20 protein-coding genes and 1 pseudogene are annotated in these 23,569 nt (G+C 69.8%); 9 read left to right on the plus strand and 12 right to left on the minus strand.

What is annotated here, in order from left to right; translation table 11 throughout:
• Positions 1–72: 72 nt before the first annotated feature.
• From K2224_RS41020 to K2224_RS33300, 4 genes and pseudogenes are all read left to right on the plus strand, one after another.
• A pseudogene (locus K2224_RS41020) lies at positions 73–570 on the plus strand (GNAT family N-acetyltransferase); the annotation flags it as partial.
• Positions 550–1,041, plus strand: coding sequence for a GNAT family N-acetyltransferase (locus K2224_RS41025; protein ID WP_313904835.1), 492 nt, complete (start codon positions 550–552; stop codon positions 1,039–1,041). The pseudogene K2224_RS41020 and the gene K2224_RS41025, both read left to right, overlap by 21 nt.
• 159 nt (positions 1,042–1,200) lie before the next feature.
• A complete protein-coding gene (locus K2224_RS33295; protein WP_221910877.1) occupies positions 1,201–1,794 on the plus strand; it encodes a TetR/AcrR family transcriptional regulator in 594 nt (197 codons plus the stop codon).
• Positions 1,791–2,636 (plus strand): alpha/beta fold hydrolase, encoded by an 846-nt coding sequence (locus K2224_RS33300; protein ID WP_221910878.1) that lies wholly within the window; start codon positions 1,791–1,793, stop codon positions 2,634–2,636. The genes K2224_RS33295 and K2224_RS33300 overlap by 4 nt, the downstream gene beginning before the upstream one ends.
• A gap of 61 nt (positions 2,637–2,697) precedes the next feature.
• Here K2224_RS33300 and K2224_RS33305 read toward each other — a convergent pair whose 3' ends face one another.
• The gene (locus K2224_RS33305; protein WP_221912116.1) at positions 2,698–3,441 is read right to left on the minus strand and encodes a MerR family transcriptional regulator; all 744 of its coding nucleotides are present in this window, start codon (positions 3,439–3,441) and stop codon (positions 2,698–2,700) included.
• 91 nt (positions 3,442–3,532) lie between these two features.
• On the opposite strand from K2224_RS33305, the gene K2224_RS33310 reads away from it, so the two are divergent.
• Complete coding sequence (locus K2224_RS33310) at positions 3,533–4,009, plus strand: DUF6194 family protein (protein WP_221912117.1); 477 nt, start codon at positions 3,533–3,535, stop codon at positions 4,007–4,009.
• A gap of 15 nt (positions 4,010–4,024) precedes the next feature.
• Here the strand turns inward: K2224_RS33310 and K2224_RS33315 are convergent, their stop codons facing one another.
• From K2224_RS33315 to K2224_RS33325, 3 genes are all read right to left on the minus strand, one after another.
• A complete protein-coding gene (locus tag K2224_RS33315) occupies positions 4,025–4,555 on the minus strand; it encodes an IclR family transcriptional regulator (protein WP_221910879.1) in 531 nt (176 codons plus the stop codon).
• A 244-nt stretch (positions 4,556–4,799) separates the two neighbouring features.
• Positions 4,800–5,807, minus strand: coding sequence for an FUSC family protein (locus K2224_RS33320; protein WP_221910880.1), 1,008 nt, complete (start codon positions 5,805–5,807; stop codon positions 4,800–4,802).
• Between the two features lie 295 nt (positions 5,808–6,102).
• Complete coding sequence (locus tag K2224_RS33325) at positions 6,103–6,753, minus strand: response regulator transcription factor (RefSeq protein ID WP_221910881.1); 651 nt, start codon at positions 6,751–6,753, stop codon at positions 6,103–6,105.
• Between the two features lie 217 nt (positions 6,754–6,970).
• Here K2224_RS33325 and K2224_RS33330 point away from each other — a divergent pair, with 217 nt between their 5' ends.
• Entirely contained in the window at positions 6,971–7,450 is a 480-nt protein-coding gene (locus K2224_RS33330) for a universal stress protein (RefSeq protein ID WP_260693903.1), read from the plus strand.
• Positions 7,451–7,524: 74 nt separating this feature from the next.
• Here K2224_RS33330 and K2224_RS33335 read toward each other — a convergent pair whose 3' ends face one another.
• The 3 genes from K2224_RS33335 to K2224_RS33345 form a co-directional block, all read right to left on the minus strand.
• Entirely contained in the window at positions 7,525–8,670 is a 1,146-nt protein-coding gene (locus K2224_RS33335) for a sensor histidine kinase (protein WP_221910883.1), read from the minus strand.
• Between the two features lie 134 nt (positions 8,671–8,804).
• Positions 8,805–9,962 carry a PP2C family protein-serine/threonine phosphatase gene (locus K2224_RS33340; RefSeq protein WP_221910884.1) on the minus strand — a complete coding sequence of 386 codons (1,158 nt, stop codon included), beginning with the start codon at positions 9,960–9,962 and terminating at the stop codon, positions 8,805–8,807.
• A 102-nt stretch (positions 9,963–10,064) separates the two neighbouring features.
• Positions 10,065–10,526: a universal stress protein gene (locus K2224_RS33345; protein WP_221910885.1), complete on the minus strand. Its 462-nt coding sequence runs from the start codon at positions 10,524–10,526 to the stop codon at positions 10,065–10,067.
• 418 nt (positions 10,527–10,944) lie between these two features.
• Between K2224_RS33345 and K2224_RS33350 the strand changes: the two genes are divergently transcribed.
• Positions 10,945–12,372 carry an MFS transporter gene (locus K2224_RS33350; protein ID WP_221910886.1) on the plus strand — a complete coding sequence of 476 codons (1,428 nt, stop codon included), beginning with the start codon at positions 10,945–10,947 and terminating at the stop codon, positions 12,370–12,372.
• 38 nt (positions 12,373–12,410) lie between these two features.
• Here K2224_RS33350 and K2224_RS33355 read toward each other — a convergent pair whose 3' ends face one another.
• On the minus strand, positions 12,411–14,597 hold the full coding sequence (locus K2224_RS33355) for an HAD-IIB family hydrolase (protein ID WP_221910887.1): 2,187 nt from the start codon (positions 14,595–14,597) through the stop codon (positions 12,411–12,413).
• Positions 14,598–14,889: 292 nt separating this feature from the next.
• The gene (locus K2224_RS33360; RefSeq protein ID WP_221910888.1) at positions 14,890–18,429 is read right to left on the minus strand and encodes a hypothetical protein; all 3,540 of its coding nucleotides are present in this window, start codon (positions 18,427–18,429) and stop codon (positions 14,890–14,892) included.
• A gap of 462 nt (positions 18,430–18,891) precedes the next feature.
• On the opposite strand from K2224_RS33360, the gene K2224_RS33365 reads away from it, so the two are divergent.
• Both K2224_RS33365 and K2224_RS33370 read left to right on the plus strand, forming a co-directional pair.
• Positions 18,892–19,755 carry a class I SAM-dependent methyltransferase gene (locus K2224_RS33365; protein ID WP_221910889.1) on the plus strand — a complete coding sequence of 288 codons (864 nt, stop codon included), beginning with the start codon at positions 18,892–18,894 and terminating at the stop codon, positions 19,753–19,755.
• A gap of 11 nt (positions 19,756–19,766) precedes the next feature.
• Positions 19,767–21,059 (plus strand): glycosyltransferase, encoded by a 1,293-nt coding sequence (locus tag K2224_RS33370; protein ID WP_221910890.1) that lies wholly within the window; start codon positions 19,767–19,769, stop codon positions 21,057–21,059.
• A 140-nt stretch (positions 21,060–21,199) separates the two neighbouring features.
• On the opposite strand, the gene K2224_RS33375 is transcribed toward K2224_RS33370, so the two are convergent.
• The 3 genes from K2224_RS33375 to K2224_RS33385 form a co-directional block, all read right to left on the minus strand.
• Entirely contained in the window at positions 21,200–22,027 is an 828-nt protein-coding gene (locus tag K2224_RS33375; protein ID WP_221910891.1) for a sugar nucleotide-binding protein, read from the minus strand.
• Between the two features lie 110 nt (positions 22,028–22,137).
• Positions 22,138–22,818, minus strand: coding sequence for an NAD(P)H-dependent oxidoreductase (locus K2224_RS33380; protein ID WP_221910892.1), 681 nt, complete (start codon positions 22,816–22,818; stop codon positions 22,138–22,140).
• A gap of 92 nt (positions 22,819–22,910) precedes the next feature.
• Positions 22,911–23,411, minus strand: a complete 501-nt coding sequence (locus tag K2224_RS33385) for an SRPBCC family protein (protein WP_221910893.1) — start codon at positions 23,409–23,411, stop codon at positions 22,911–22,913.
• Positions 23,412–23,569 lie beyond the last annotated feature (158 nt).

Below are 23,569 nucleotides of genomic sequence, written 5' to 3' on the forward strand. Positions count from 1 at the left end.
GTGATAGTCACCGGCGTGCCGGCACACCGCTGACCGGAGGCACACTGCAGTGACCGAACCAACGAAAGGCAAGGCATGCGCCACATACGCCGGGCCCGCACGGCCGATTACCCCACTCTCGTGGAGTGTGTCCAGCAGTGGTGGGGCGACTCCCGCACCCCCGAACAGGCACGGGAGCTGTCGCTTCTGCTGCCGCGGCTGTTCCTCCAGCACTTCGCCGCGACCAGCCTGGTCCTGGAGGACGAGACCGGCATCCGCGCGTTCCTGGTCGGCTTCCACTCTGCCGACGACAACCATCAGGCGTACATCCACTTCGTCGGCGTCGACCCGCGACTGCGCCAACAGGGCATCGCCCGCAGGCTCTACACGCTCTTCCTCGAACGCGCCGCAGCGGCCGGCCGCACCGAGGTGCGTGCCATCACCTCACCGAAGAACGCCGGCTCCATCGCCTTCCACCGGGCCATGGGATTCGAGTTGGACCCCGGCGACCACGAGTCCGACGGTGTGCCCGTCCATCGCGACTACGACGGCCCCGGCCAGCACCGTGTCGTGTTCCGCGGGAAGCTCGGTGCACAGTCCCACGACGACATACTGCGGCCCTTCACAACCCGTCGCGCGAAGCCCGAGGACTTCGACGCCATCGTCGAAGTCGTCGACGAGTGGTGGGGCCGTCCCGCCTCCCGCGACCTGACGCGCGTCTTCGTCGACCACTTCTTCGCAACCAGCCTGATCGCCGAGCGCGACGGCCGACTGGCCGGCTTCGTCATCGGCTTCCTCTCACCGTCCAAGTCCGACGAGGCGTACATCCACTTCACCGGCGTCGCCCCCGCCTGGCGCCGTTCCGGCCTCGGCCGCCACCTCTACCAACGCTTCTTCGAAACGGCCCGCGCCGACGGCCGCACCGTCGTCAAGGCCATCACCTCCCCGCAGAACGCCAGTTCCATCGCCTTTCACAACGCCATGGGCTTCACCGACTCCACCCCGATCCCCAACTACGACGGCCCCTCCCTCGACCGCGTCACCTTCACCCGTCCCCTCTGAACAAGCCCCCGAACATGCCCGACCCCCGGCCCGGCCGGGGGGCGCAACGCGGTGCCCTGCACCGGCAGGCCGGGGGCCCAGCCCGGGACCCGCAAATGCCTGGCGTTCCTAGGACTCCTAGGTTATAACTAGGATCCCTAGGAGATTGCGGGAGGACGTATGGCGCGGGCCGGGCTGACGGCGGAGCGGGTGACGATCGCGGGCGCCGAACTGGCGGACGAGGTCGGGCTCGACCAGGTGACCATGTCGCAGGTGGCGCGGCGGCTCGGTGTGAAGGACGCGAGCCTCTATGCGCACGTGCGGAATCTGGCGGACCTGCGCGGACGGATCGCCCTGCTGGCGGCGGACGAGAAGACCATCCGTATCGCGGAGGCAACCGCCGGACGGGCAGGCAAGGACGCGCTGGTCGCGTTCGCCGATGCCTGGCGGGAGTACGCCCACGAGCACCCGGGCCGCTACACCGCGACGCAGACACCGATCCAGATCGACCCCGAGCTGGTCGCACAGGCACCCGGACCGCGGCGCGCGATCGAGCTGACCTACGGCATGCTGCGCAGCTACGGACTGGCCGAACCCGACCTGACCGACGCGGTCCGGCTGCTGCGCAGCACCTTCCACGGGTTCGTCGCCCTGGAGGCCGTCGGCGGATTCGCACACGAGCGTACGCCCCAGCAGTCCTGGGTCCGTGCCCTCGACGCCCTGCACAACCTCCTGGAGCACTGGCCCCCGTCCCGAGAAGGAGAGCCCTCATGACTGCCCCGACCATCGGTGGCCTGCCCGTTTACGGCGCGACCCTGCACTACCAAGTGCGCGGCCACGGACCGCTGTTGCTCCTGATACCCGGAGGGGCGGGTGGCGCCGCCGCCTTCGACGGCATCGTCGACGACCTGGCCGCCGAATACACCGTCGCGACCTACGACCCGCGCGGCATGTCCCGCAGCACACTGGACGATCCCGATGCCGAGCAGTGCGTGGCCGAGCACGCCGACGACGCGTCGCGGATGTTGGAACTGCTGTCGCCCGACGAGCCCGCCCGCGTGTTCGGCGCCAGCTCGGGCGCGATCACCGCCCTCCATCTGCTCACCGCCCACCCCGAACGCGTCGAGCGCCTCATTGCACACGAGCCGCCACTGGTGGAGGTCCTGCCGGACGCTGCCGAACACCGCGCGCTCATCGTTCGCGTGCAGGAGACGTTCCGTGCCGAGGGGCTCATGCCGGCGATGGCCGTGTTCGCCGCAGGGATGAAGAAAAAGGACGCGGACACCGCCGAACCGGAGCCGGAGGCAGAGCTCGAACTTCCGCCGCAGGCGGCGGCACGGGCCGAGCAGACGATGGCCAACCTGCCGTTCTTCGTCAGCCGCATCGTGCCCCGCTTCATGCCCTACTCCCCGGACGTCGACCGGCTGCGGACGCTGTCGGAACGCCTCGTGGTCGCCGGCGGTCAGGACTCGCACGACGAGCTGCCGTACCGCACGGCCGCTGCCCTGGCCGAGCGCCTCGGCACACCGCTGCTGCACTTCCCGGGCGGGCACACCGGCACGACCACGCACCCCGCCGAGTTCGCCGAGCACCTCCGCAAAGCCTTCCGCGGCTGAACGCGGGCCCTCCTCAGCTGTCGGGAGACCGAGGAGGAGGTGGGGCGGTGGTCGGCTCCAACTATCCAGCCATCCACGGGTGTTGGGTGGACTTGACGACGGCCGCCAGATCCGTGCCCGCTTCGAGCAGTGCCACGGTCCGCAGGGCGATCTGGTCCAGACGTTGTTGCAGGATGCGTTCGGTCTCCTCCAGGCCGTCGGGCCCGGGCAGGCTGTCGATGATCTCGCGCACCGCGGGAATGCCGTAGCCGGCGTTGCGCAGCGCCGCGACGATACGGGCCGCCCTGATGTCGGAAAGTCCGTAGCGGCGCGCTCGCAGGGATGTCACTCGCTCGGGAGCGACCAGGCCCTCCTGCTCCCAGAATCGCAGGGTCGAGGGACGCACACCGAGCGCACCGGCGAGCTCCGTGATCGTCATGGTGTCGCGCTCCGCGGCACTCTTCGCGGCGCTCCCCGCACTGCTCGCTGACCGGAACGTGGGCGCGGGGTCCTCTGCCTGGATCGCCCGCAGTGCCTGCTGGGCGCGCAGAGCCTCGTCGCGTTCCTGGGCGAGCCGGACATGCAGCGTGCCGACCGCCGAAGCCGCCTCCGCGATCGTCGCGGTTCGCAACTCCGTCAGCAGCTGCCTGGCCGCGACCGGGCCGACGGCGCGTGCGAGTCCTCGATAGGCGCGAAGGGCTTGTACATGATGGGGCGCGTAGGCCCGGTAACCGTTGCTCGACCGGGTGGCCGGGGGGATCACACCCAGGCGCTCCAGGTCGCGAACCTGTTGCAGCGAGTACCCCGACGCGCCGGCGACATCCATCGTGCGGAGCGGTGCCCGCGGCGGACCGTTCGTCTGCTCGTCCAACGCCAACCCCACATAAGCACTTTAAGGTGATGCTTGAACCATGAGTATGGAACAGATCATCGCGACCGTGCGAGGCTTCGACGGTGCACTCGTGGTCGTCCCCGAGCCGGGAGGCGTCTTCCCGGAGCTGGTGTGGGGAGACGCGTTCTTCTACTACGCACCCGACGGGCAGGTCCCGCAGAACGTCCAGCCCTACGGGACGATCGTCACCAAGAACTACCCGGGCGACGACGCGTCCGACCTGGACGCTCCGGGCCGCTGGCGGGTCAGCATCCATGTCGACCGCACGACGTTCGCGCAACTCACCGGGGAACAGCCGCGCCACCTCGCCCGCCACCGCGACCACGCGAGCACCGACACCGTGCTGCCGCACCCGGTGTACGGCGAACTCGGCTGGGTCTGTGTCGTCAGTCCTGGTGAGAGGACGACGGACATGGTCGGGCAGCTGCTGCGCGATGCCCATGACGCCGCTCGGGCCCGCCTCGAACGGCGGCAGGAACGCGGGCAGGGCACCGGAGACTGACGCCCGCCGGCGCGCTCAGGCCCGGGTGGGCGTTCCGGCGACCAGGCTCGATCGGATCGATGCCGCGGTCTGGCACAGCAGCAGGCGGTAGCGGACGGACCCGGGAGCGGCCGGGTCCAGGAGGTCGTCCGGCCCGGTGACGCTCAGTGCGGCGGCGCACTCCGGTGCCTCCGGACAGGGTACGACGGTGGCCAACTCGGCGATGTGCGAGTTCGGTTGGCGTACGAACGCACAGCGCCCGTCGTGCGGTGCGGCCAGCACTCGCGCGGCCGCGGAGTCGTGCGGCAGTACGTCACCGGTGGCCAGTCGTTGTGGACTGTTGTCGGGTCGGAACACGTGGTGGATGAGCTGCACGCCCCGCGGGTGAGCCACCGCGATCTGCGCACTCATGCCGCTGAGTGCGACCAGCTCGTCGGTCCAGATCATGGCTGCGGCCCGCAGGCAGTTGCAGTCCTGCGATGGGGCGGCGGTCCGTTCGTCGATGTGCTGGGCCGCCAGTCGCAGGGACGAAAGGGCGCGGTGCAGCACGGCGGATGTGCGATCCATGGCAACAAGCTCCTCACCTGGGATCAAGGGGGGATTCCGTTTGTCGACCGGCCTGCCCTGTCAACAGTACAAAACGGACAGCGTTTGGGTGTCGGTCGTGTGGTGGGTCCGGAGGGGGACCAAAGAGAGGAGAGCGGCGGCCAGGCAGTCCGCTGATCGGTGGAGGCAGCGGTCCGCCGCCCGGTTCGCACCGGGCCGACCAGGCCACCGGCCGTGGGCTGCGGGCCGCCGCGGGCCATGCCGGTCATCCGGCACGGCGCGCGGCGGGCCACAGCCAGCGATGCGCCAGTACGGCCAGCAGACCGCCCAGCAGGTTGAGCGCCACCCGCACCACCGCCGCGTACCAGGGCACCGGCCTGTCGAAGTCGCTCAGCAGCAGGAGCAGCACCGGCGAGGCCAGGGCCCAGTAGGCGTAGTTGGCGGGTCGGAAGGCGTAGGCCGCCGCGCCGGAGATGCCGACGATCGCCGCCACCGCGTACGCGCCTGGGCGGGCCAGCAGCAGTAGGGCGGCGACGACCCCGCCCAGGCTGTTGCCCAGCACCCGCTTCTCGGACTTGGTGCGGGTGCCCTCGGGGGTGGGTTGCAGCGTCAGCAACAGCGAGGTCACCAGCCAGTGACCCTCGCCCCACAGCGAGCCCTGCCAGCCGGTGGCCACCGTGGCAGCCCCGCTGAGCAGCGCCAGGCGGCCGGCATGGCGGACGGCGACGGTCGATGGACCGACCGTATGCGCCTGGCCGGGAGCGTCGCTGCGGACCGCCTCGGGCAGCAGTGGCAGCAGCAGGGCGGTCGTCCACAGACACCCCACCAGCTGGGGCAGCCCCGGCAGCAGCACAGGATGCCCACGGTTACCGGTGATGCCCACCAGCAGCAAGGCCAAGGCGGCGGTGGTCCCCATCCGGGGCACCAGCGCGCCGACGAAGGCCGCCATCGCCACCCCGGGCGCCAGGGCCGCCACGCCGCTGCCCGCCAGGGCCACATAGATCCCGGCCACGGTCACGCCCACCGTACGAACCGCCAGGCAGCGGGCCCGCTCCGCGCGGCCGGCGCCGGCCGGGAAGGGCATCGCCACCAGTACCGCGGGCATGGCCACGGACGCGCCCGTGGCCGCATGGCCGGCCCAGGCACCCACCACGAGCGGGCCGGCCAACGCCACCCCGGCGGCGACGCCGTCGGCATACCGGGGCCGTCCCTCGGGGCGCAGCAGTGTGGTGACCGCGTCCGAGGCCGCGCGAGCACGCGAACGGATCACCACGGTACGAGCACAGCCGTGGCACCACCTGGGAGGCGCCTTGCCGGCCATGACTCATTGCCGTTCGGAATCCGACTGGCGTCGCTCGACGAACATGGCGCTCACATACGGCGACACCGTCGCGGCCGCATACCGCGACACCGTCGTTCCCCGCACCTGTGGCAGCACGCTGGCCGCCCGAAAGGCGGGCTGCCTGACTCGGGCCATGATTTCACCGTAAGGGCGTCGGTCCGCGCGCTCATCCCGACGCCGGAGCGGCCCGGATCGGCCGGGGCGGATGGCCCCCCACGAGGGGCGGTCACTCGAGCAGATGTCGCCGCATCGCCTCGGCCACGGCGGCCGCCCGGTCGGAGACGCCCAGTTTCTCGTACAGCCGCTGGGTGTGGGTCTTGACGGTGCTCGCCCCCAGATACAGTTCCGCGGCCAACTGCGGGATGCTCTTGCCCTCGGCGAAACCGCGCAACACCTGCCGCTCGCGCTCGGAGAGCACCGGCGCGTCATGGTCCGCGCGCATCCTGATCTCTTCCGCCAGGCCCCCGGACACGTCCTCCGAGATCACATGACCACCCCGGGCGATCTTCACCACCGCATCCACGATCCGCGAGCGCGGCGCGTCCTTGGCGAGATAGCCGTACGCTCCCTCCTCCACCGCCTGGTACACGACCGCGCTGTCCGTGGTGGCGGTCAGCAGCAGCGCCCGGGTCGGCAGCCCGTCCCGGGTCATGGCGTGGATGATCGCGATGCCGTCCATCCGCGGCAGCCGGTAGTCCAGCACGGCGACCTGAGGGCCCGCGTCGCGGATGGCCTGGAGAGCCGACTCGCCGTCCGTGCACTCGGCCAACACGTCGACCTTCCCGCTGAGTTGGAAGCCCCGGGCAAGACCCTGGAGATAGACGGGGTGGTCGTCGGCGATCACCACGGTCACCGGCGTACCGGAATCGGTCTCCATGGCATCCACTCCCGTCAGGTGCGGAAACCGGAAACAAGCGCTCGAGACACAACGTAACCGCCAGCCATGTTGATCACAAAGGCTGGACGGGGGAGGAGGCGTCGACCGTCCGATGGCCCACTCGGCCGATCCGCACGGTGGCGGGCCGTTCCTATCGTGGAATGCGGCGAGCAGAGGACTCGCGAGGGACGAGGAAGGAGTGCTGACGGTGAACACGATGACTTCGGTGCGGCGTGTGGTGGTCGGCATCAACGGCTCGGCCGGGAGCTCCCGCGCCCTGCGGCGGGCCGCCGACGAGGCACGCCGCCACCGGGCACAACTGTGCCCGGTGATGATCTACTCCTCACCGCAGGGCGACTACGTCGACATGCTCTGGCCCCCGGACGCCGACATGGAGCGCGAACTCGCCAGCGCGGCCAGGCACCGTCTGACCTGCATCTGTGACAGCGTCCTCGACGATCAGCGCGACTGTGGGGCCTGTGCTCCCTTGGTGGCCCGCGGTCTGCCGGGCCCCCTGCTGGTGCGGGCCGCAGACCGGGAGGGCGACCTGCTGGTCATCGGCGGTGGCTCACGGGGCCCGCTCAGCCGCCTGGTCAGCGGCTCGGTGGGCCGGTACTGCCTGCGGCACGCGGCCGGCCCGGTGTTGGTGGTACCCGATGGGGAACCCGAGCCGGCGGCAACCCACCCCGCCCCGTAAACGCCCGCTCGCACGAGCAATACAGCGATCCGCACGAGCGATCCGCGCGGGCGACGGCACGCCGCCCCGATCGCTCAGGCGGGCAGGCGCACCTCGACCGTGGTCGGGCCACCCGGCGAACTCTCCACCTGCCACTGCCCACCCGCGCTCTCCACCCGCGCACAGTGACTCGCCAGACCGATATGCCCCTCGCGCAGGCGCTGTTGAACCAGCGCCGGGTCGAATCCCTGGCCGTCGTCGCGCACCGAGAGCACCGTCCCACCCTCCTCTGTGGTGCGCAGGCGCACGGAGACCTCGGTGGCCCGTGCGTGTTTGACGACGTTGGTCAGCAGCTCCCGTGCCACGGAATAGAGGAGTTCCCGGTGGGCGACGGGCTCGGGTGCCTGGATGTCGTAGTCCACACTGAAGCCGCCGCGCTGGGCACATCGTTGGCCCATGGCTTTGAGCGCGGGCCCCAGGCCCTTCGTGGACAGGACCTGCGGGTGCAGATCGACGATGATGCCCCGGATCTCCCCGATGGTTCCGCGCAGCTGTGAACGGACCGGTGTGAGTACATCGCCGTCGCCCCGTTCGGCCACCTCGTCCAGATCCTGTACCGCAACCGTCAGGGTCTGCACCGGCCCGTCGTGCAGCGCGTCCGCGAGGTCGCCCCGCTCGCGGCTCTCTGCCTGGAGCGCGTCCTCCAGCAGCATTTCACGGGCGCGGAGCAGTTCATGGACCCGATTGGTGCGCCGCCTCAGCAGCTTGGCGATGACGATGGACGCCAGCACGGTCCACAGCAGGTACGTCTCGTCCGACAGTACCGACCAGGTCCAGTCGGTGTACTGCGACGGCGGTCCCGGAACCGACAGCACGGTGTACCCCACCACACAGATGAGGCCGAACACCGCGGTCACCAGGGGAAGCTGCCACAGGACCGTGGCCATCGGCCACATGAAGTAGGCGTAGCGCACAGCCGAGTTCCGGCCACCGGACACCGCTGCCAGGGCGGTGATCAGCGTGAGGTCGACAATCAGCGCGGCCGCCGCGCCGCGCACGTCGGTGACCGGCCGCCGGTACACCCACAGCAGACGGGCCCCGGCCCACAGCGCGTAGCCGACGGCCAGCAGGCCGAAAGGGAGCGCCGCGATGGAACGGCCTGCCTGCAGCCCGGCCGGCACCAGTGGCACCAGCATGAGCAGGCGGACCCAGGCCACATTCCGAGAGGCTTCCGCCGCCATGTCGCCGGCCGTACCCCGGGGCCACGGCGTCGGCAGTGGAACCAGGCGACCACGCGGGCGGTCGCTGCTGCGACGGTGCATGCTGCGACAGTAGCGAACAGCCGCCCCCGGTCACGCAGGCACGGCCGACCGGCTCACGGCTCGTAACGCAGCAACAGCGCCGCGGCATCGTCGTCGAGCGCGCCTCCTGTATGCGCCCGGACATCCGCATGGAGGCGGGCCAGCAACTGATCCGGGGCGCCCGTCTGCAGTGCGGCCAGGCGTTGCCGCAGCCCGTAGAACCGTCTGGCGGCGTCGCGGGCCTCAGTGATGCCGTCGGTGTAGAGCAGCACCGCGTCGCCGCGCCGTACCGGATGGTGCAGCACAGGCGGGCGCACGTCCTCCGGCGACAGCACGCCCAGTGGCGGCACCGGTTCCGGGGGATCCAACGCCTCCGGTGCCTGGCCCGCCCGGAGCAGCAGGGGAGCCGGGTGACCGCAGTTGACCACCTGGAGGTCGGCCGACCCATCGTTCGGCGACGACGGCAGGCACAGCACGGCCAGCGTGACGAACTCCTCCGTGTCCGGCGGAAGGCCGCGGTCCAGGGAGAAGGCGATACGGCGGACGAGCGCCGACGGGCAGCGCTCGTCGTAGGCCGCCTCACGGAAGGCGCCCAGCACCACGGACGCGGTGGACACCGCCGGCAGGCCCTTGCCGCGCACGTCACCGATCAGCGCCCGCACACCCCACCGGGTCAGCGCCACGTCGTACAGGTCCCCGCCGATGCGCGCGCAGGCCGCCGCGGCCGAGTAGTCCACCGCGATCCTTGCCGGTCCCAGTCGTTGGGGCGGCGGCCGCAGCAGGACCTGCTGGGCCACCTCGGCGGTGACGCGGACCTGCGCCAGCTCCCGCTCCTCGCGCGCCCGCGCCCACACGGTGGCACAGCCGATGATCGTGGTCAGCGCGACCGCATCCAGCGTGGCCAGATGGCCGACGACGAAGATCCCGTCGTTGTGGGAGGCGTCGATGAAGCTGGCGGCGGCGGAGACCACGCCAAGCTCCACCGGGTACGACGCCCGACGTCCCACCGCCGCGGCCAGTGCGGGCACCGCCGCCAACGCGGGAGCGATGACCACCCAGGCCGGGAGCGCCACATCGACGGACACCAGCACCACCAACAGTGCCCAGGGCAGAAAGGGCGCCCATGCCCGGCGGGAGAGCACCACACCGTCCGTGGGCGCACGGCGGGCAAGTCCGCCGCCGGTCGGCAGGCCGCCGCCGAGGTGCCGGTGCTGCTGGCTGATCGCGTACATCGCACCCTCGGGATCGGCAGGCGGATCGCTTCGCTCCCCGCTCGGGCGCCTTGCGCCAGCAGGGACCAACGTCCGATGGGACAGGGCCGGACACACGGCCGCTCACGTCTCGTCGTCGGTGGAGTGCACCAGGAGCACCGGGCAGTGCGCGTGCCGGAGGCAGTAGCGGCTGACCGAGCCGTGCAGCAACCGGTGCACGGGGCCGTGCCTGTTCTCGCCCACCACCAGTACGTCGGTGTCCCGGGCCGCATATGCCACCAGGGCCATTCCGGCCGGTGCACGGACGGTCCTGGGCTGCATCCGTGCCCCGTTCCCAACGGTTCCGAACGCCTCCTGACAGGCCCGTGCCAGTCGGCCGTCGGCATCACGCTCCCAGTGCGCGCGCACGTCCGCCGGCGCCGGGTAGACGGCGTCCGCCGCCTCGCCGCCCGGGGGCGCCCAGGCATGTATCGGACACAGCAGCGCCTTGTGGCGAGTGGCTTCCTGGGCACCCTGCCGGAGCGCGGCGACGCTGGCGGGCGAACCGTCCACGCCGACCACCACACGCTTGACCGTTGTCGACATAGCACTGCACTCCTTCTTTGTTGTCTTCCTCGTCGTCTTCTTGGCCGTCGGGAATTTCGACGGTAATGCGCTCCCGCGATCAGGGGGTATCGGTCAGATAGTTGATTGAGCGGGGGAGTGGGAATCGGTCGGATCGTGGCAGAAGCAGTGCAGTTCAGGACGCTACGAGAGTCGTACGTCGGTCCTTACGAAGCCCCATCGGGGGACGGTCCGGGTCCACCGGAGAGCTGAAATTCTGCCCAACCGGTTGAATCGTCCAGAATCCTCTTCGTGCCGTTCCCCCCGCCGCCTAACGTCAATTCCGTGACAGCGAAATAGTCCGCCGTGCCATCCGGACTCCTGCTCCTCCTGCACGCCGTACGAGACGGGGCGGTCCAGACTGAGCACTGCCAGGACTTCGCCCTCGAGGACCAGGAACATGGCGGAAACGAAAACTGTCGACGGAAACCCGACCCCCGGAACCCCGGGAGGCTGGTGGCGGTCCCGAGGCCCGCTGCTGGCGGTGTGCGCCGGGTACTTCATGGTGATCCTGGACGTGACGATCATCAACGTGGCCGTGCCGGTGGTGGGCCGGAAGTTGGGCACGTCCCTCACCGGGATCCAATGGATCACCGATGGGTACACCCTGGTCTTCGCGGGGCTTCTGCTGACCGGCGGCGCTCTGGGCGACCGACTGGGCAGCCGACGGGTCTTCTGCTGGGGCGTGGCGGTCTTCACCCTGGCCTCACTTGCCTGCGCACTGGCGCAGGACGCGGCCTTCCTCGTTGCCGCCCGGTTGGTGGAGGGCGGCGGCGCGGCGCTGATCGTGCCCGGTTCCCTGGCCCTGCTCCAACAGGCATACCCCGCACCGGACGCACGCTCGCGGGCCTTCGGCCTGTGGGGATCCATGGCCGGCATCGCGGCATCCGCCGGGCCGCTGCTCGGCGGGCTTCTGGTCACCACGCTGGGCTGGCGCTGGGTCTTCCTCATCAACCTGCCTGTTGGCGCCGCCTGTCTGGCGCTGACCCTACGGTGCGTCGGCCGGTCGCCCAGGCACGCCGCCCGGCCCCTGGACTGGCCGGCCCAGTGCGCCGTCGCGGCGATGGTGGCGTTGCTGACCGCCGCCCTCAACGAAGCAGGCAGACGCGGCTGGCTCGACCCTGCCGTCCTCGCCATGGCGGGACTTTCGGCGCTGTGCGCAGCCGCCTTCGTGGCACGCGAGTGTCTGGCACGCCTGCCGGTGCTGCCACCACGCCTGCTGCGCTCGCGTCCGATGGGAGGTGGAGCAGCCATCGGTCTGCTGTTCAACTTCGCTTTCTACGGCATGGTGTTCACCGCCAGTCTCGATTTTCAACGACAGCGCGGCTACAGCGCTCTGGCGACCGGAGTGGCCCTGTTGCCGGCGGTGGCGATGACCACGTTCGCCTCCGCCCTGTCCGGCCGCCTGGCCCGCCGCACCGGTCACCGACCCCTTGTCGTCTCCGGCATGCTGCTGGCCGCGGCGGGTCTGGCCGGCTGGACGGCAGCCGGTCCCCACCCCGCCTATCCCTTGCTGGTGGCCCCGATGATGGCTGCCGGATTCGGTACCTCCTTCGCCCTGACCGGTTCCACCTCGGCGGTGATGGCGGCCGCGCCCACCGGCTACGCGGGCACCGCGTCCGCGCTGTTCAACACCACTCGCCAGATCGGCAGTGCCGCAGGAGTCGCCCTCGGCGGCACGTTCCTCGCCACGGCGACCGACTACGGGAACGGACTGCGCCTCAGTATGGCCATCGGCGCCCTTGCCTACTTCGCCGCCGCCCTCCTCGCCTCGGCCTGCGTACCGGCAAAGGACCAGCCGAGGCCGCGAGGACGGAGCGAAGCCTGAGGGCGCCTGGTTCACGTGACGGCCACCGATCCGATCGGTTATCCGAGGGCGTCCTGCTGTGGGCCGCCTGCCTGCTGTATGGCGGCGATGATGGTCCGGGCCCAGTCGGCGGGGGACGGGGTGGTGAGGAGGGCGGCGAGGCGGGCGATGTGGGTCTGTCTTTGGGCCGGGGGCATGTCAAGGGCCTGGCGGAGGGTGTCGACGAGGTCCTGGGGACTGTGTGGGTCGGTCAGGAGTGCGGCCGTGCCGAAGTGTTCGGCGGCTCCTGCCTGGCCGGACAGGACGAGGGTGCCGGCGAGGCCGGTGGCCGACTTGGCGGCGATGTATTCCTGGGCGGTGAGGTTCATACCGTCGGCGAGAGACGTCACCCAGAACACGTCGGCTGCCAGATAGTGGTCGACGACCTCGGGGAAGGGCAGGGACTGGGGACGGTAGTCGACGGGTGACCAACCTTCGGTACCCCAGCGGGAGTTCAGTCTGCCGATGGCCGCTTCGAGCGCGTCGCGTGTGGTGTCGTAGGCGTGGATGCCCGGTTCGGGCGGTGGGCAGATCAGGCGGAAGCGGAGGCGCCCACGTAGCTCAGGAGACTGTTCGAGGAGTGCGGCGAGGGCGCAGATCTTCTGGACCGGGGCCTTGGCGTAGTCGAGGCGTTCGACGGACAGGACGAGCACGGAGCCGTCGTCGGGAGCGGGAGTGTGCGGCGGGCGCGAGCGGGCTATGGCGGCGACGGCCCGGCGGTCGATTCCCAGGGGGTGGACGCCGATGCGCGGAAGGTGGTCGGCGCGGTCCGCCTGCTCGGAGCGGTCGTAGTGGTCGGCGCGATCGGGGTCTTCGGAGAGGAGGTTCTGGAAGTTGCGGGCGGCGGTGGCTGTGTGGAAGCCGACCCAGTCCAACTTTCTCAAGGAGTCACGTAGTTGTTCGGCCACGGGGAGCTGGCGGAAGGTATCGGGGGCGGGGAAGGGCGTGTGGTGGAACAGGCCGGTGCGCAGGTCGGGTCGTTGGGATCGAAGGATGCCGGGGACCAGCCAGAGGTTGTAGTCGTGCAGCCAGACCGTCCCGCCGTGTTGCGCGTGCGCGCTGATGTGTTGGGCGAAGGCCTCGTTGAACGCCTCATAGGCGGCCCACTGGGGTGCCGTGTGCCGGATCAGCTGCGGCTGGGACATCAGCGCAGGCCACAGGGTTTCCTTGCAGGCACCGTGGAAGTACCCCGCCCACCGTTGGAACGGAACCGTCAGCAGCGCCATGGGGAGACCGGCAGGAGGTTCCGGGACACTGGCCGGGCGGTCGTGGACAAGGGCGGCGGCCCAGACCGTAGCGGAGGCAGGGGCGCTTTCGTCGGTGAGTGCGGAAGTCAGGGCCGGCAGGATTCCGTTGGGGCTCAGGGGGCGGTGCCACCGGCCGCGGGACCACTGCACGGGTGGGCGGTGGTAGGCGATGACCACCGGCGAGGGGGTCCGTAACCACCCCAGGCGTTCCAGGGCGGCGAGGACCCCGGAGGCTCCGTGCCTGGAGGTTCGGTGGACGCGGGCGTTCGTGGGTGCTTGGGCGGACAGGCCCGGTTCGGCGTTGCCGACGATCACTCCGTGGGTGCCGAGGCGGAACATCGACAGGTCGTTGAGCGAGTCGCCGGCCACGAGGATCCTGGATGCGGGCCACTGGAGTTTGCGGGCGAGTTGCTGGACGGCCGGTCCCTTGCCTGCCTGGGGCGGCAGGACGTCGAAGAAGCGATCTTCGGAGTACGACCACGAGCAACCCAGTTCCTCGACGGCTGACTTGAGGCGCTCGGTGAGGTGTTGCGGGGACAGGTAGTAGGAGCAGCGGCCGTCCTGTGCCACTTCCTCCTGGTAGCCGAGCTGTGGGAAGTGACCGGACAGGGCCGTGCGGACGTGGTCGTGTCCCGGCCAGCCCGCCCGGAGCTGGGCTTCCAGGACATCGACGTGGCTCATGTCGGTGGCGTCGACGACGCTCGCCCCGACGTCCGCGATGATCCACCGTGGTGACGGGACGAGGGGGTCGCGATCCAGCAGCGTCCGGACGGAGGGCAGGCCGCGTCCCGTCGCGAAGACGACGGTGATTTCCGGGTGTTGGTGCAGTGCCTGGCGTAACCGTCGCCGCTCGTCCTCGTCACCGCCGAGCAGGGTGCCGTCCAGGTCGGTCACCAAGATCTTGACGTGCGTGTGCGCCGGCCGCACACCGGTGTCGGCCTGGCTCGTTTCGTCGGCCATGGGACCCTCTCGTCGTCGGTGTGGCGTTGTCGGTGCGGCCGTCGGGCCTCGCCGACAGAATGCCAGGACCGAGTGCCGGGGCGACAGACCAGCCTGCATACCGAGCCACGGTCGTGGGGGAAGTGGCCGACGGGCGAGTGAGGTTCGAGGGCAAGCTCGTCTTGACTGTGCGACGGCGGTGGGAGGAGGGCCGTACACACCTCGTTCGTGCCTGAACCTTCCCCCCCGTCGCGATGCGACCGCTGCCGCCCATGACGCACCGCAAGCCATGTCGCCTGCGGCACTACGGCGGTCAGTTCTTGACCGGGTTGATGGTCATCAGTCCGGTGAAGAACGTGACGGGCACGGTGTCCGTCTTGTTGGTGGTCGTGCCGCTGCTGGTCGACGAGGTCTCGGACGAGCTGAGGCCCGCGCCGAACGAAATCACCTTGTCGAAGCTGGCGTTGATCTGCCCCGACACCGCCGTCTCCAGACCCTGCTGCCGGATCTGCTGCTCACTCAGGGTGACCGAGGTGAATTTGACGTCCCGTTGGATCGAGAACACATAACTGCGTTGCCTGGGATCCAGGCCGGCCAGGGTGAGCTTGCCGACCAGATGTGTGGTGATCAGCAGGCCGCGCGGCGTGCCCACGGCGGCCGGGTTTCCGGCTATGGCGGAGGAGTAGATCGAGGGGTAGGTCACCCAGTGGGTGGACGAGCCGTCGACGACGATGTCCAGCGGTTTGTCCGAGGCGATCCTGCCGTTGAGGATGATGCTGGGAGCCGCGGGCACCACATTGTCCTGGCCGAGCACTTGCCGGTTGTCCTGGAAGACGGCGATGGCGAACCTGCCGCGTTCCCAGTCCGCCTCGCTCGGGCCGAAGCTCACCGGGGCGAAGCTGAAGACGAACGACCGGTTGTCCGAGCTGATCGGCACCGGCGGCCGCGGGGTGGGACGTGGCGCGGGCGCGGGCGGGCGCGGCGTACCGGATCCGCCGTCGCCGGAGCCGGGTTGCGTACCGGGGCCCGTGGTACCGGGGGCGCCGCCGGGGTCGGGAGCCGTTCCGCCGGTGCCTGGGGCCGGACTGCCGGTCGTTCCGGTGCCGCCGCCCGGCGTTCCCGCGCCGCCCCCGGTCGGCGTGCCGGGACCGGTTCCGGTGCCTGGTGTGCTGGTCCCCGCACCGCCGCTGCCTGCTCCCGCGCCCGGCGTCCCACCGGTGCCTGGCGTCCCGGGCCCGCCGGGCGTGCCGGGGTTCTTCCCGGCCAGTCCGGCCGCGTTGCTCGCCAGTGAGGTCAGCAGCGCGGCGACCTCCTTCTGCATCGACTCGTCGCGGAAGATGTCGCCCTTGCCCAGGAGTTGCAGGGCTGCCGCCATGCCGACCGGGTCGGGCGCCGATGGCGGCTGGACGATGGTGACTGCCGACGCCGGCAGACCGGAGGGCGTGGTGGAGACGACCACCTCACGGCTCGCCGTGGAGACCGGAGCGATCTGCGGAGCACTGTCCGGGTCCGGCGACTTCTGCCAGTCCCAGAAACGCGTGTTGTCGATGACCTCCGCCGCATTGCAGTGGCCGAGTTTGGCCTCGGCGAAGACACCGCGCGTGGGCAGACTGACCAACTGTTCGCTGCGCGCCTGCGCCACCTCGGGCAGGCGTACGCGTCCCTCACCCGGGCCCTCGAACAGGGCGGGATCGAGCGGAAAGGCCGTGGCGTCTCCGAGCACTTCCAGGGCGCGGTTCTCGATGGCCTGGAACAGCGGACGCGTGGCGCCCCCGACGGTGAGGCGGCTGCCTGCCAGCTCCGTCCACCGGGCGTTGGGATCCTCCCCGAGCCGGATCAGCCGGAAGTAGTGCTCACGGTTCTGCACCAGGTGTCTGCGCAGCCGGATCCGCAGCAGGTTCTCCTCGTCGCTGAGCCGTTGGAACGGGGTCGGTGCGGGGGCGGGTTCCGGTGCCTGGCGGACGGCCAGTGCCCAGGTCGTGGACGGCTTCTGGAAGAGCTTGCCGCTGGGCTCGTCGACCAGGAGGTGGGTGTTGCCCGCGGTGTCCACGGCCGTGACGACCAGATGCTCCACGGCGACGTCGTCGTTCCTGCCCTCGGTGTGCGGCGGGATCATCGTCACCGAAATCGTGCGCAGATCACGCCAGTTGACCCGTTCGTCGGCCCTGGGCACACCGGCGAGGTCGACCATCGAGTGGGTGTGCTGGAAGTCCCCGGGATTCTGCAGATGTGTCGGATCGGGATCCCAGTCGCTGTGCTGCGGGCGGACCAGGTTGGTGTCCTTCTGGCCACCGTCCGGCGCTCGCTGGGTCAGGGTGACTGTCGTGGGCACGCGGTCCTGGAAGCTGGACAGGTCGCCGATGGTGAAGCGGAACTGGAAGAGGATGAACTGCACACTGCCCGGGTCGGGCGGGACCGGCACCTCGGGTTGGAGCTCTCGCCAGGCAGCGTACTTCTCCACCGCGTCGAATCCACCGGCCAGTTGCGGGTCGAGCAGCCCGGCCTCCAGCAGGCGGCGGTAGCGGACGATGACCAGCTCGTCGTCGAGGTTCGGCGACCCCGCGGGCAGCAGGACGGCCGGACGCACCCTGCCGCGCTCGACGAGCACCCGGAAGTGCCGCAGCACCTCGTAGTAGAGCAGCGTCATCGCGTGCGCGTGATTGTGGTTGCGCACCGTCCGGGTCTGCGCGGTGGACGTCTCCGCCTGCCGCGACTGCACGACGACCGTGCTGCGCATATCGCGTACGGAGGTGGAGTGCTGCCGGATCTGGTCGTGCAGGTTCTGCACGGTGTCCGCCGAGACACTGCGGTCACCGGACGTCGTGGCGTAGCCGCCGCCGAGCGCGGCCGAGCCACCGAACATGCCCATGGACGCCGCACCCGCCGCGCCGGCCATGACCGAACCACCACGCTGCCACTCGTTGACGGCACCCTTGACGACCTCGTCCACCGTCCGGTCACGGGTGAGGGCGTGCTCCAGGTCGTCCGTGAGGGCGATGTCCTCCAGCCGGCTGTCGGTCGACGTCCGCGACCAGTCCACGACCGCGAGCTGCACCTGCTCGCCCGGCGCCAGCGGGAGGCTGTAGGTGACCTGCCCGAGCCCGTGCCCCACCGGGATCCAGGTGACGTCGTAGCTGATGACCAGCACGATCGGCACCGGAAAACCGGCGAACCGGTCGGCGGCGCCACCGCTCTCGGCGGGGGCCGCTTCCTGCGCACCGTAGTCCAGGAGCGCCACGAGATCCGGCACGGTCACGATCTGGTGCACCTGGTACTGCTGGGTGGCGACGTTGGACGGCAGCAGGGTCTCGCAGCCGTCCTGCCCGATGAGTTCGGCCGGTACGTACGCGAAGGAGCCCGGCGAGAGATACCAGTCGAGCAGCGAGGGTGACTGCATCGACGGAAAACCGGTGGTGGAACCGGTGAAGACACCACCGCGATCCACACCGAGCCGCAGGACCAGTGCCTGGGCCTCCTCGTCGGCCTCGGCCAGGACGTCCACCGCGCTCTGCAGGGGACCGCCGAGGTACAGCCAGACATGGCCGAGCCGTACGTCCGCGGTGGATCCGTCGGGCCGCTCGGTCAGTTGCAGCACCTGCCGCCACAGCGGCGCCAGGTCCCACGAGCAGTACCCGGCGTGGTCACTGCCGAGCAGGCCCAGTGGGATGCGCACCGTTCTGTCGGCGCGGGCGGCAGCCCCCACCTCGCGGCCGGAACCCTGTTCGGAAACGGTCAGTTGGGCTTCGAGGAAGGCCAGTGCCCCGGACACCGGGCCGCCGGTCCGGTTCTCGAAGAGAAACACACAGCAGCGGGCCGGGCCACCGGTGTCGTCGGTCGGAAGTGCGATGTCCATGGTTCCCCCCATCGACCTCGCGCCTGAAGAGGAGCCGCAACGGCGGACGGTCAGGCGATGGCAGGAAGGTAACGCAAGAAGGATCGAGCAAATCTCGAACTTCTTGTGGAGTATTTGAACAGGCCGTGCAGCCCGTGACCGGACCGCGCAGAGGACAGGCCACTCCGTTCCCTCCAGCGCCACCGGCACCAACCTCACCGCGCTTTAGAGACAGTCCTATTGCTGTGTGAGGTGAAGATTGTCCTGAAGCAAGCGAGGCGGCACTACGCCTCTTCCGGAGGTCGGGGGGCACCTTGAAACCGCGTGTTCTTCACGATCTCTCTCCTTTATACGGAATACGTTAAGGGCCTTGGCAGGTGTTGAACATCGGCGAGTTGTTCCACGCGGTTTCAAAGGACGAACGACCCATCCTGAGCCACTCCAACCACTGCGGGACGGCCGAGCCGAGGGAGGAATTGCGCGATGGGCCCTGGCATCGGTACTCCACAGGCCGTCACCCTCAGCGGCGTCCCGGAAACGCTGATGTGGAACCTGTATCAGCGTGCGTGGGAAGCGCGCCGTCCCCGACCAGTACTCCACGACCCCAAAGCGGTGGAACTGGTCGACACGCTCGGCTTCCCCTTCGAGCGGCGCTTCGGGCGCCCCAACAGCCTCATCGCCCAAGGCCATGCCCTGCGCGTCCGCATGTTCGACGCCGTGGTGAAGGACTTCCTCGCCGCCCATCCGTACGGCACCGTCGTTCAACTGGCCGAAGGGCTGGAAACCCAGTTCTGGCGCTGCGACAACGGCCACGCCCAGTGGCTCGGTGTCGAGCTGCCGGAAATCGCCGAACTGCGGCGCTCCCTGCTTCCGGACGGCGATCGCCGACGCACCCTCGGGTGTTCGGCACTCGACCTCTCCTGGCGCGATGAGATCGACCCTTCGCGAGGAGTGCTGATCACTGCCCAGGGCCTGCTGATGTACCTGCGGCCGGGCCAGGTACGCGACCTGCTCGCCGGCTGCGCCGAAGCGTTTCCCGGGGGCGCGCTCGTCTTCGACACCGTGCCACGCTGGTTCAGCGCCCATACCTTTACCGGCGCCGTCCGCACGGCGCGCGGATATCCGGCACCACCCATGCCGTGGGCGATCAACCGGAGCGAGCTTCCGCGGCTGGCCACTGCGCATCCCGCCATTGCCTCGATCCGTCAGCTCCTGCCGTCTGTGGGGCGAGGTCTTTACCACGGCGCGGTAGCTCCCCTCCTCAGCCACATCGGTGTCCGCAACGCTCTGGTGCTGGTCGCGGCAGTGGCGCAATTCGCGAATCAGCGGCCCGAGAGGAGAATTTGAGGATCGCTGCGATGAAGGTCTTGCTGGTGTCCCATGGCACGCGCGGTGATGTCCAGCCGTATGTGGCCCTGGCCTGCCGTTTGACGGCGGCCGGGCACGAGGCGACGCTGATGGGCCCGGACGCATTCCGGGAACTGGCTCGTTCGGCAGGAGTTCCCTACGTTCCGGTGGTCGACGGGCCTCTTGAACTCCTCGTCGATCCCGTTGTCCTGAAAGCCAACGAGGACTGCCGCGGGCCTCGCGGCGTGGTGCGCGGAATGCGCTGGTTCAGCAGAAACCGGCCGTATTACGCGAAGCTGCTGGAAGACCTGATCGCCAAGGTCAAAGGGCTTCCTCGGCCCGACGTGGTGGTTTTCGCGCCCTGGGTGCAGGCGCACCATCTCGCCGAATGGCTCAAGGTGCCCGCTGTGCCGGTGTGTTTGCAGCCCGGTTGGGCTCCCACGCCCGACTTCGTCAATCCGCTGGTGCCCGTGCGTCTGCCCGCCTCGCTGAGTCGGGCCTCCTATGCCTACGCCGGGTGGCTGGTTCGTCTCCTCTACGGATCGTCCGTGATGCGACTGCGAGCAGAATTGCCGGGGTTGCCGACTCGGGCGCGTGGACCCGGCATTCTGTCCCGCCCCGATGGACGGCCGGCCACCGTATTGCAGGCATTCGATCCCGGTGTGCTGCCCGGCGCACCTCGTTACCCTCCGACCGTACACACCACGGGATTCTGGTATCTGCCGACCACGGGCGAGTGGCGCATGCCCGCGGATCTGCGCGCGTTTCTGGAGGCGGGTGATCGGCCCGTGTACATCGGATTCGGCAGTATGGTCGTGAGCCGTTCTGCCGCGAGAGGGCGGGCTGTTCTTGCGGCGGTGCGCAAAGCCGGGGTCCGAGCCGTGATTTCCGCCGACTGGGGCGGCGAAATGACCTCCGCACGGGAGCAGTTCCAAGGCACCGACGAAGTCTTCTTCTCCGACGAGGTGCCGCACGACCGGCTCTTTCCCCACATGGCTGCCATCGTTCACCACGGCGGCGCCGGAACCACGGCATCGGCCCTGCGGTCGGGGCGTCCGCAGGTCATCTGCCCGTTCACCTTCGACCAGCCGTTCTGGGCCGGGCGTATGCACGCACTCGGCCTCGCGTCGGCGCCCTTGCCGCAGTACGACCTGACCGAGGATCGCCTGGCCGCCGCACTCCGCCTGGCCGTCAGCGACAGCCAACTGGCCGAAAAGGCCGAACAGTTCGGCATTCGGACCCTCGCCCGGGATGGCGTGGGCAAGGCCGTCGAGGTCCTGGAAACCGTCGTGGAGTCCTCCTGACGGACGGTGCGCTGGTGCGTGGGCGATGCATCGTCCTGCGCGAGCCTGACCGACCCGGAAACCGGCCTGGCCGGCCTCCCCGCCCGGGACTGCTGACACGCCTGTGCGCACAGACCATGGCGTCGCAGCGGTGGTCCGCGTCAGCGCTCGCGACGGAGGAAGTCGCGTGCGCCGCGCAGTGTGGTGCGCAAGGTGCGTTGCGTCCGAGTGCTGTCCAAGCGGACGTCCAGCGCTCCCGGGGAGCCGGTGCCGGCGCGGCGGCCGGAGGCCAGCCGGGAGGCGTCCAATGCGTCGCGTTCGGCGATCAGGACACCGAGTTCGTGACGGCTGATGGCATCCGATCCGGCAAGGTGGCAGGTGCCGGCGCAGTCGGAGGCGGCCAGTTCGAGGACGGCCTGTGCGAGGTCGGCGACATGGACGGGGCACCGGATGTCGTCGGTGAACAGCATGCCCTTGCGTCGCCCGGTGGCCAGCTCGTGGACGAGTGTCTCGTGCACGGAGCCGCCGTCGCCGATGATCAGCGAGGTGCGAGCGATGACGGCGGCCGGAGCGAGCAGGCGGATCGCCGTTTCGGCCGCGGCCTTCGCAGCCCCGTACGGGGTGACCGGATCCGGCAGGGCCGATTCGTCGTAGTGGACGTCGGACCCGGAGAAGACGGCGTCACTGGACACGTGCACCAGCCGCGCTCCGTAACTAGCGGCGGCCATCGCCAGGTGGATCGCGCCGTCGGCCGTAGCGGCCCAATCAGCCTTGCGATAGGCCGCGTTGATGACCACGTCCGGCCTGGACTCCCTGAGCACCGGTGCGATCTCCGAACTGCGGCGGAGGTCCATGGGCAGCCAGCGGATCCCGCCGACGTCGCCGGCGCGGGTTGCGAAGGTCGCCGTCACGGTGTGCCCGGCTGCCTGCGCCTGCTTGCCCAACTCGCGGCCCAGGAAGCCGCTGCCGCCTACGATCAGGATGTTCATGACCGGTCAGGGTAACCCGGTCCCCACCGGATCGGGGCTCGTCATCCGGGCAACTACGGCGGCGGCCGGTAGGTGCGGGTTGTCCGACCGCCACCTGGGAGACTTCGGCTTCACCCAACGGCGGGTTGCGGATCCGCCGCGGCGAGGGCGACGGCCTCCCTGACGTTTTCCAGTGCGACTTCCCTGGCCTGGTCGGTCATATGGGCCGGTCCGTAGGTGATCACGGGGGCGAGGGTCTGGTAGCCGACGAACTCCAGCATCCCGCGGTGGATATGGAAGAGGAAGTCGTCGATCGAGCCCAGGGTGCCACCAGGCTGGAACGACTCGCCGGGTCCACCGGTCGTGACCAGGAGCATCGCCCGCTTCCCGGCGAGGGCTGCGTTGTCGAACAGTCCGTAGTCCCCGCCGAAGACCCCGCCCATCACGAAGACCCGGTCCACCCATCCCTTGAGGATGGCCGGCAGCGAGAACCACCACAGCGGGAACGAGAGCACCAGCAGATCAGCGGCGAGCAACCGATCGAGATGATCCTTGACCGTGGCGTCGAGCGTTCCGTCCTTCACGGCCCGCATCTGCTCGGCCTGCGGCTTGAAGTGGCCTTCCACCGGCGCGAATTCCTCGCGGCCGAGGACCGGAGCCCAGGCGTCGGAGTAGAGGTCGAGGACGTCGACCCGGTACCCGGCGTCGCGCAGCGTCCGGGCCGCGGTGGTCATCTGGGCGGTGCTGAACGAAAGGGGCTCGGGGTGAGCGTGAACTATCAGGGCGGTGGGAGCAGCATCGAAGGTCGACATGAGGAGATCATATCGACGTATTCCGATGTGTCAATCGATGGGAGGAGCTGTGTGCAAGGGAGTTGGTGATTCCGCCGCCGGGACGACAAGCCTTACGAGGGCGACGCAGGCGCCTCTTCCAGATGGGCCTTGAGGCGGACGAGTGTGGTGCTGATGTGGGACCCGTTGGCTCCCATCCGGTCGCGTACACCGGTGACGAGGACGGCGGCGGGGATGAACCACAGGGGCACCCGCATCCAGTTGGTCTCGGTGACGGCGCAGCCCTCCTCGGTGGGCGCGATGTCGTACTGCCAGCGCGCGATGGGGAGGGCGAGAGGTGTCGCCGTGACCTCGTAGGCGAAGCGCAGGGACGGGGTTGCGTCGGTGACGCGGCACTGGGTGGTCCAGCGGCGCCGACCGTTGCGGTTCCAGCCCTGGAAGCGTGCGCCCACCGCGGCTCCGGTGCCACCGCCCAGCCAGCGGACGCGGTACGCCTCCTCGGTGAAGCGCACCATGGCGATCGGATCGCTGACGACCGCGTATGCCTGGGCCGGGGTGGCACGGACCGTGACGGACCCGACGGCGGCAGGCTCGGGGAAGCGGGGTATGCGCATCGGTGTCTCCTCGGCTGACGTACTCGGCGATCACATCAGCGGGGTAGGCCCCCGTCAAGGCATTCACCGCAGCCGATGACGGGTCCGAACCCCCTGGGCGGAGGGGTGGGCAGGAGCGATGACTGGCGACTGGTCACCCGCGACGTGGATGTATGACG

It is taken from the genome of Streptomyces sp. BHT-5-2 (assembly GCF_019774615.1).
Taxonomy (GTDB): Bacteria; Actinomycetota; Actinomycetes; order Streptomycetales; family Streptomycetaceae; genus Streptomyces.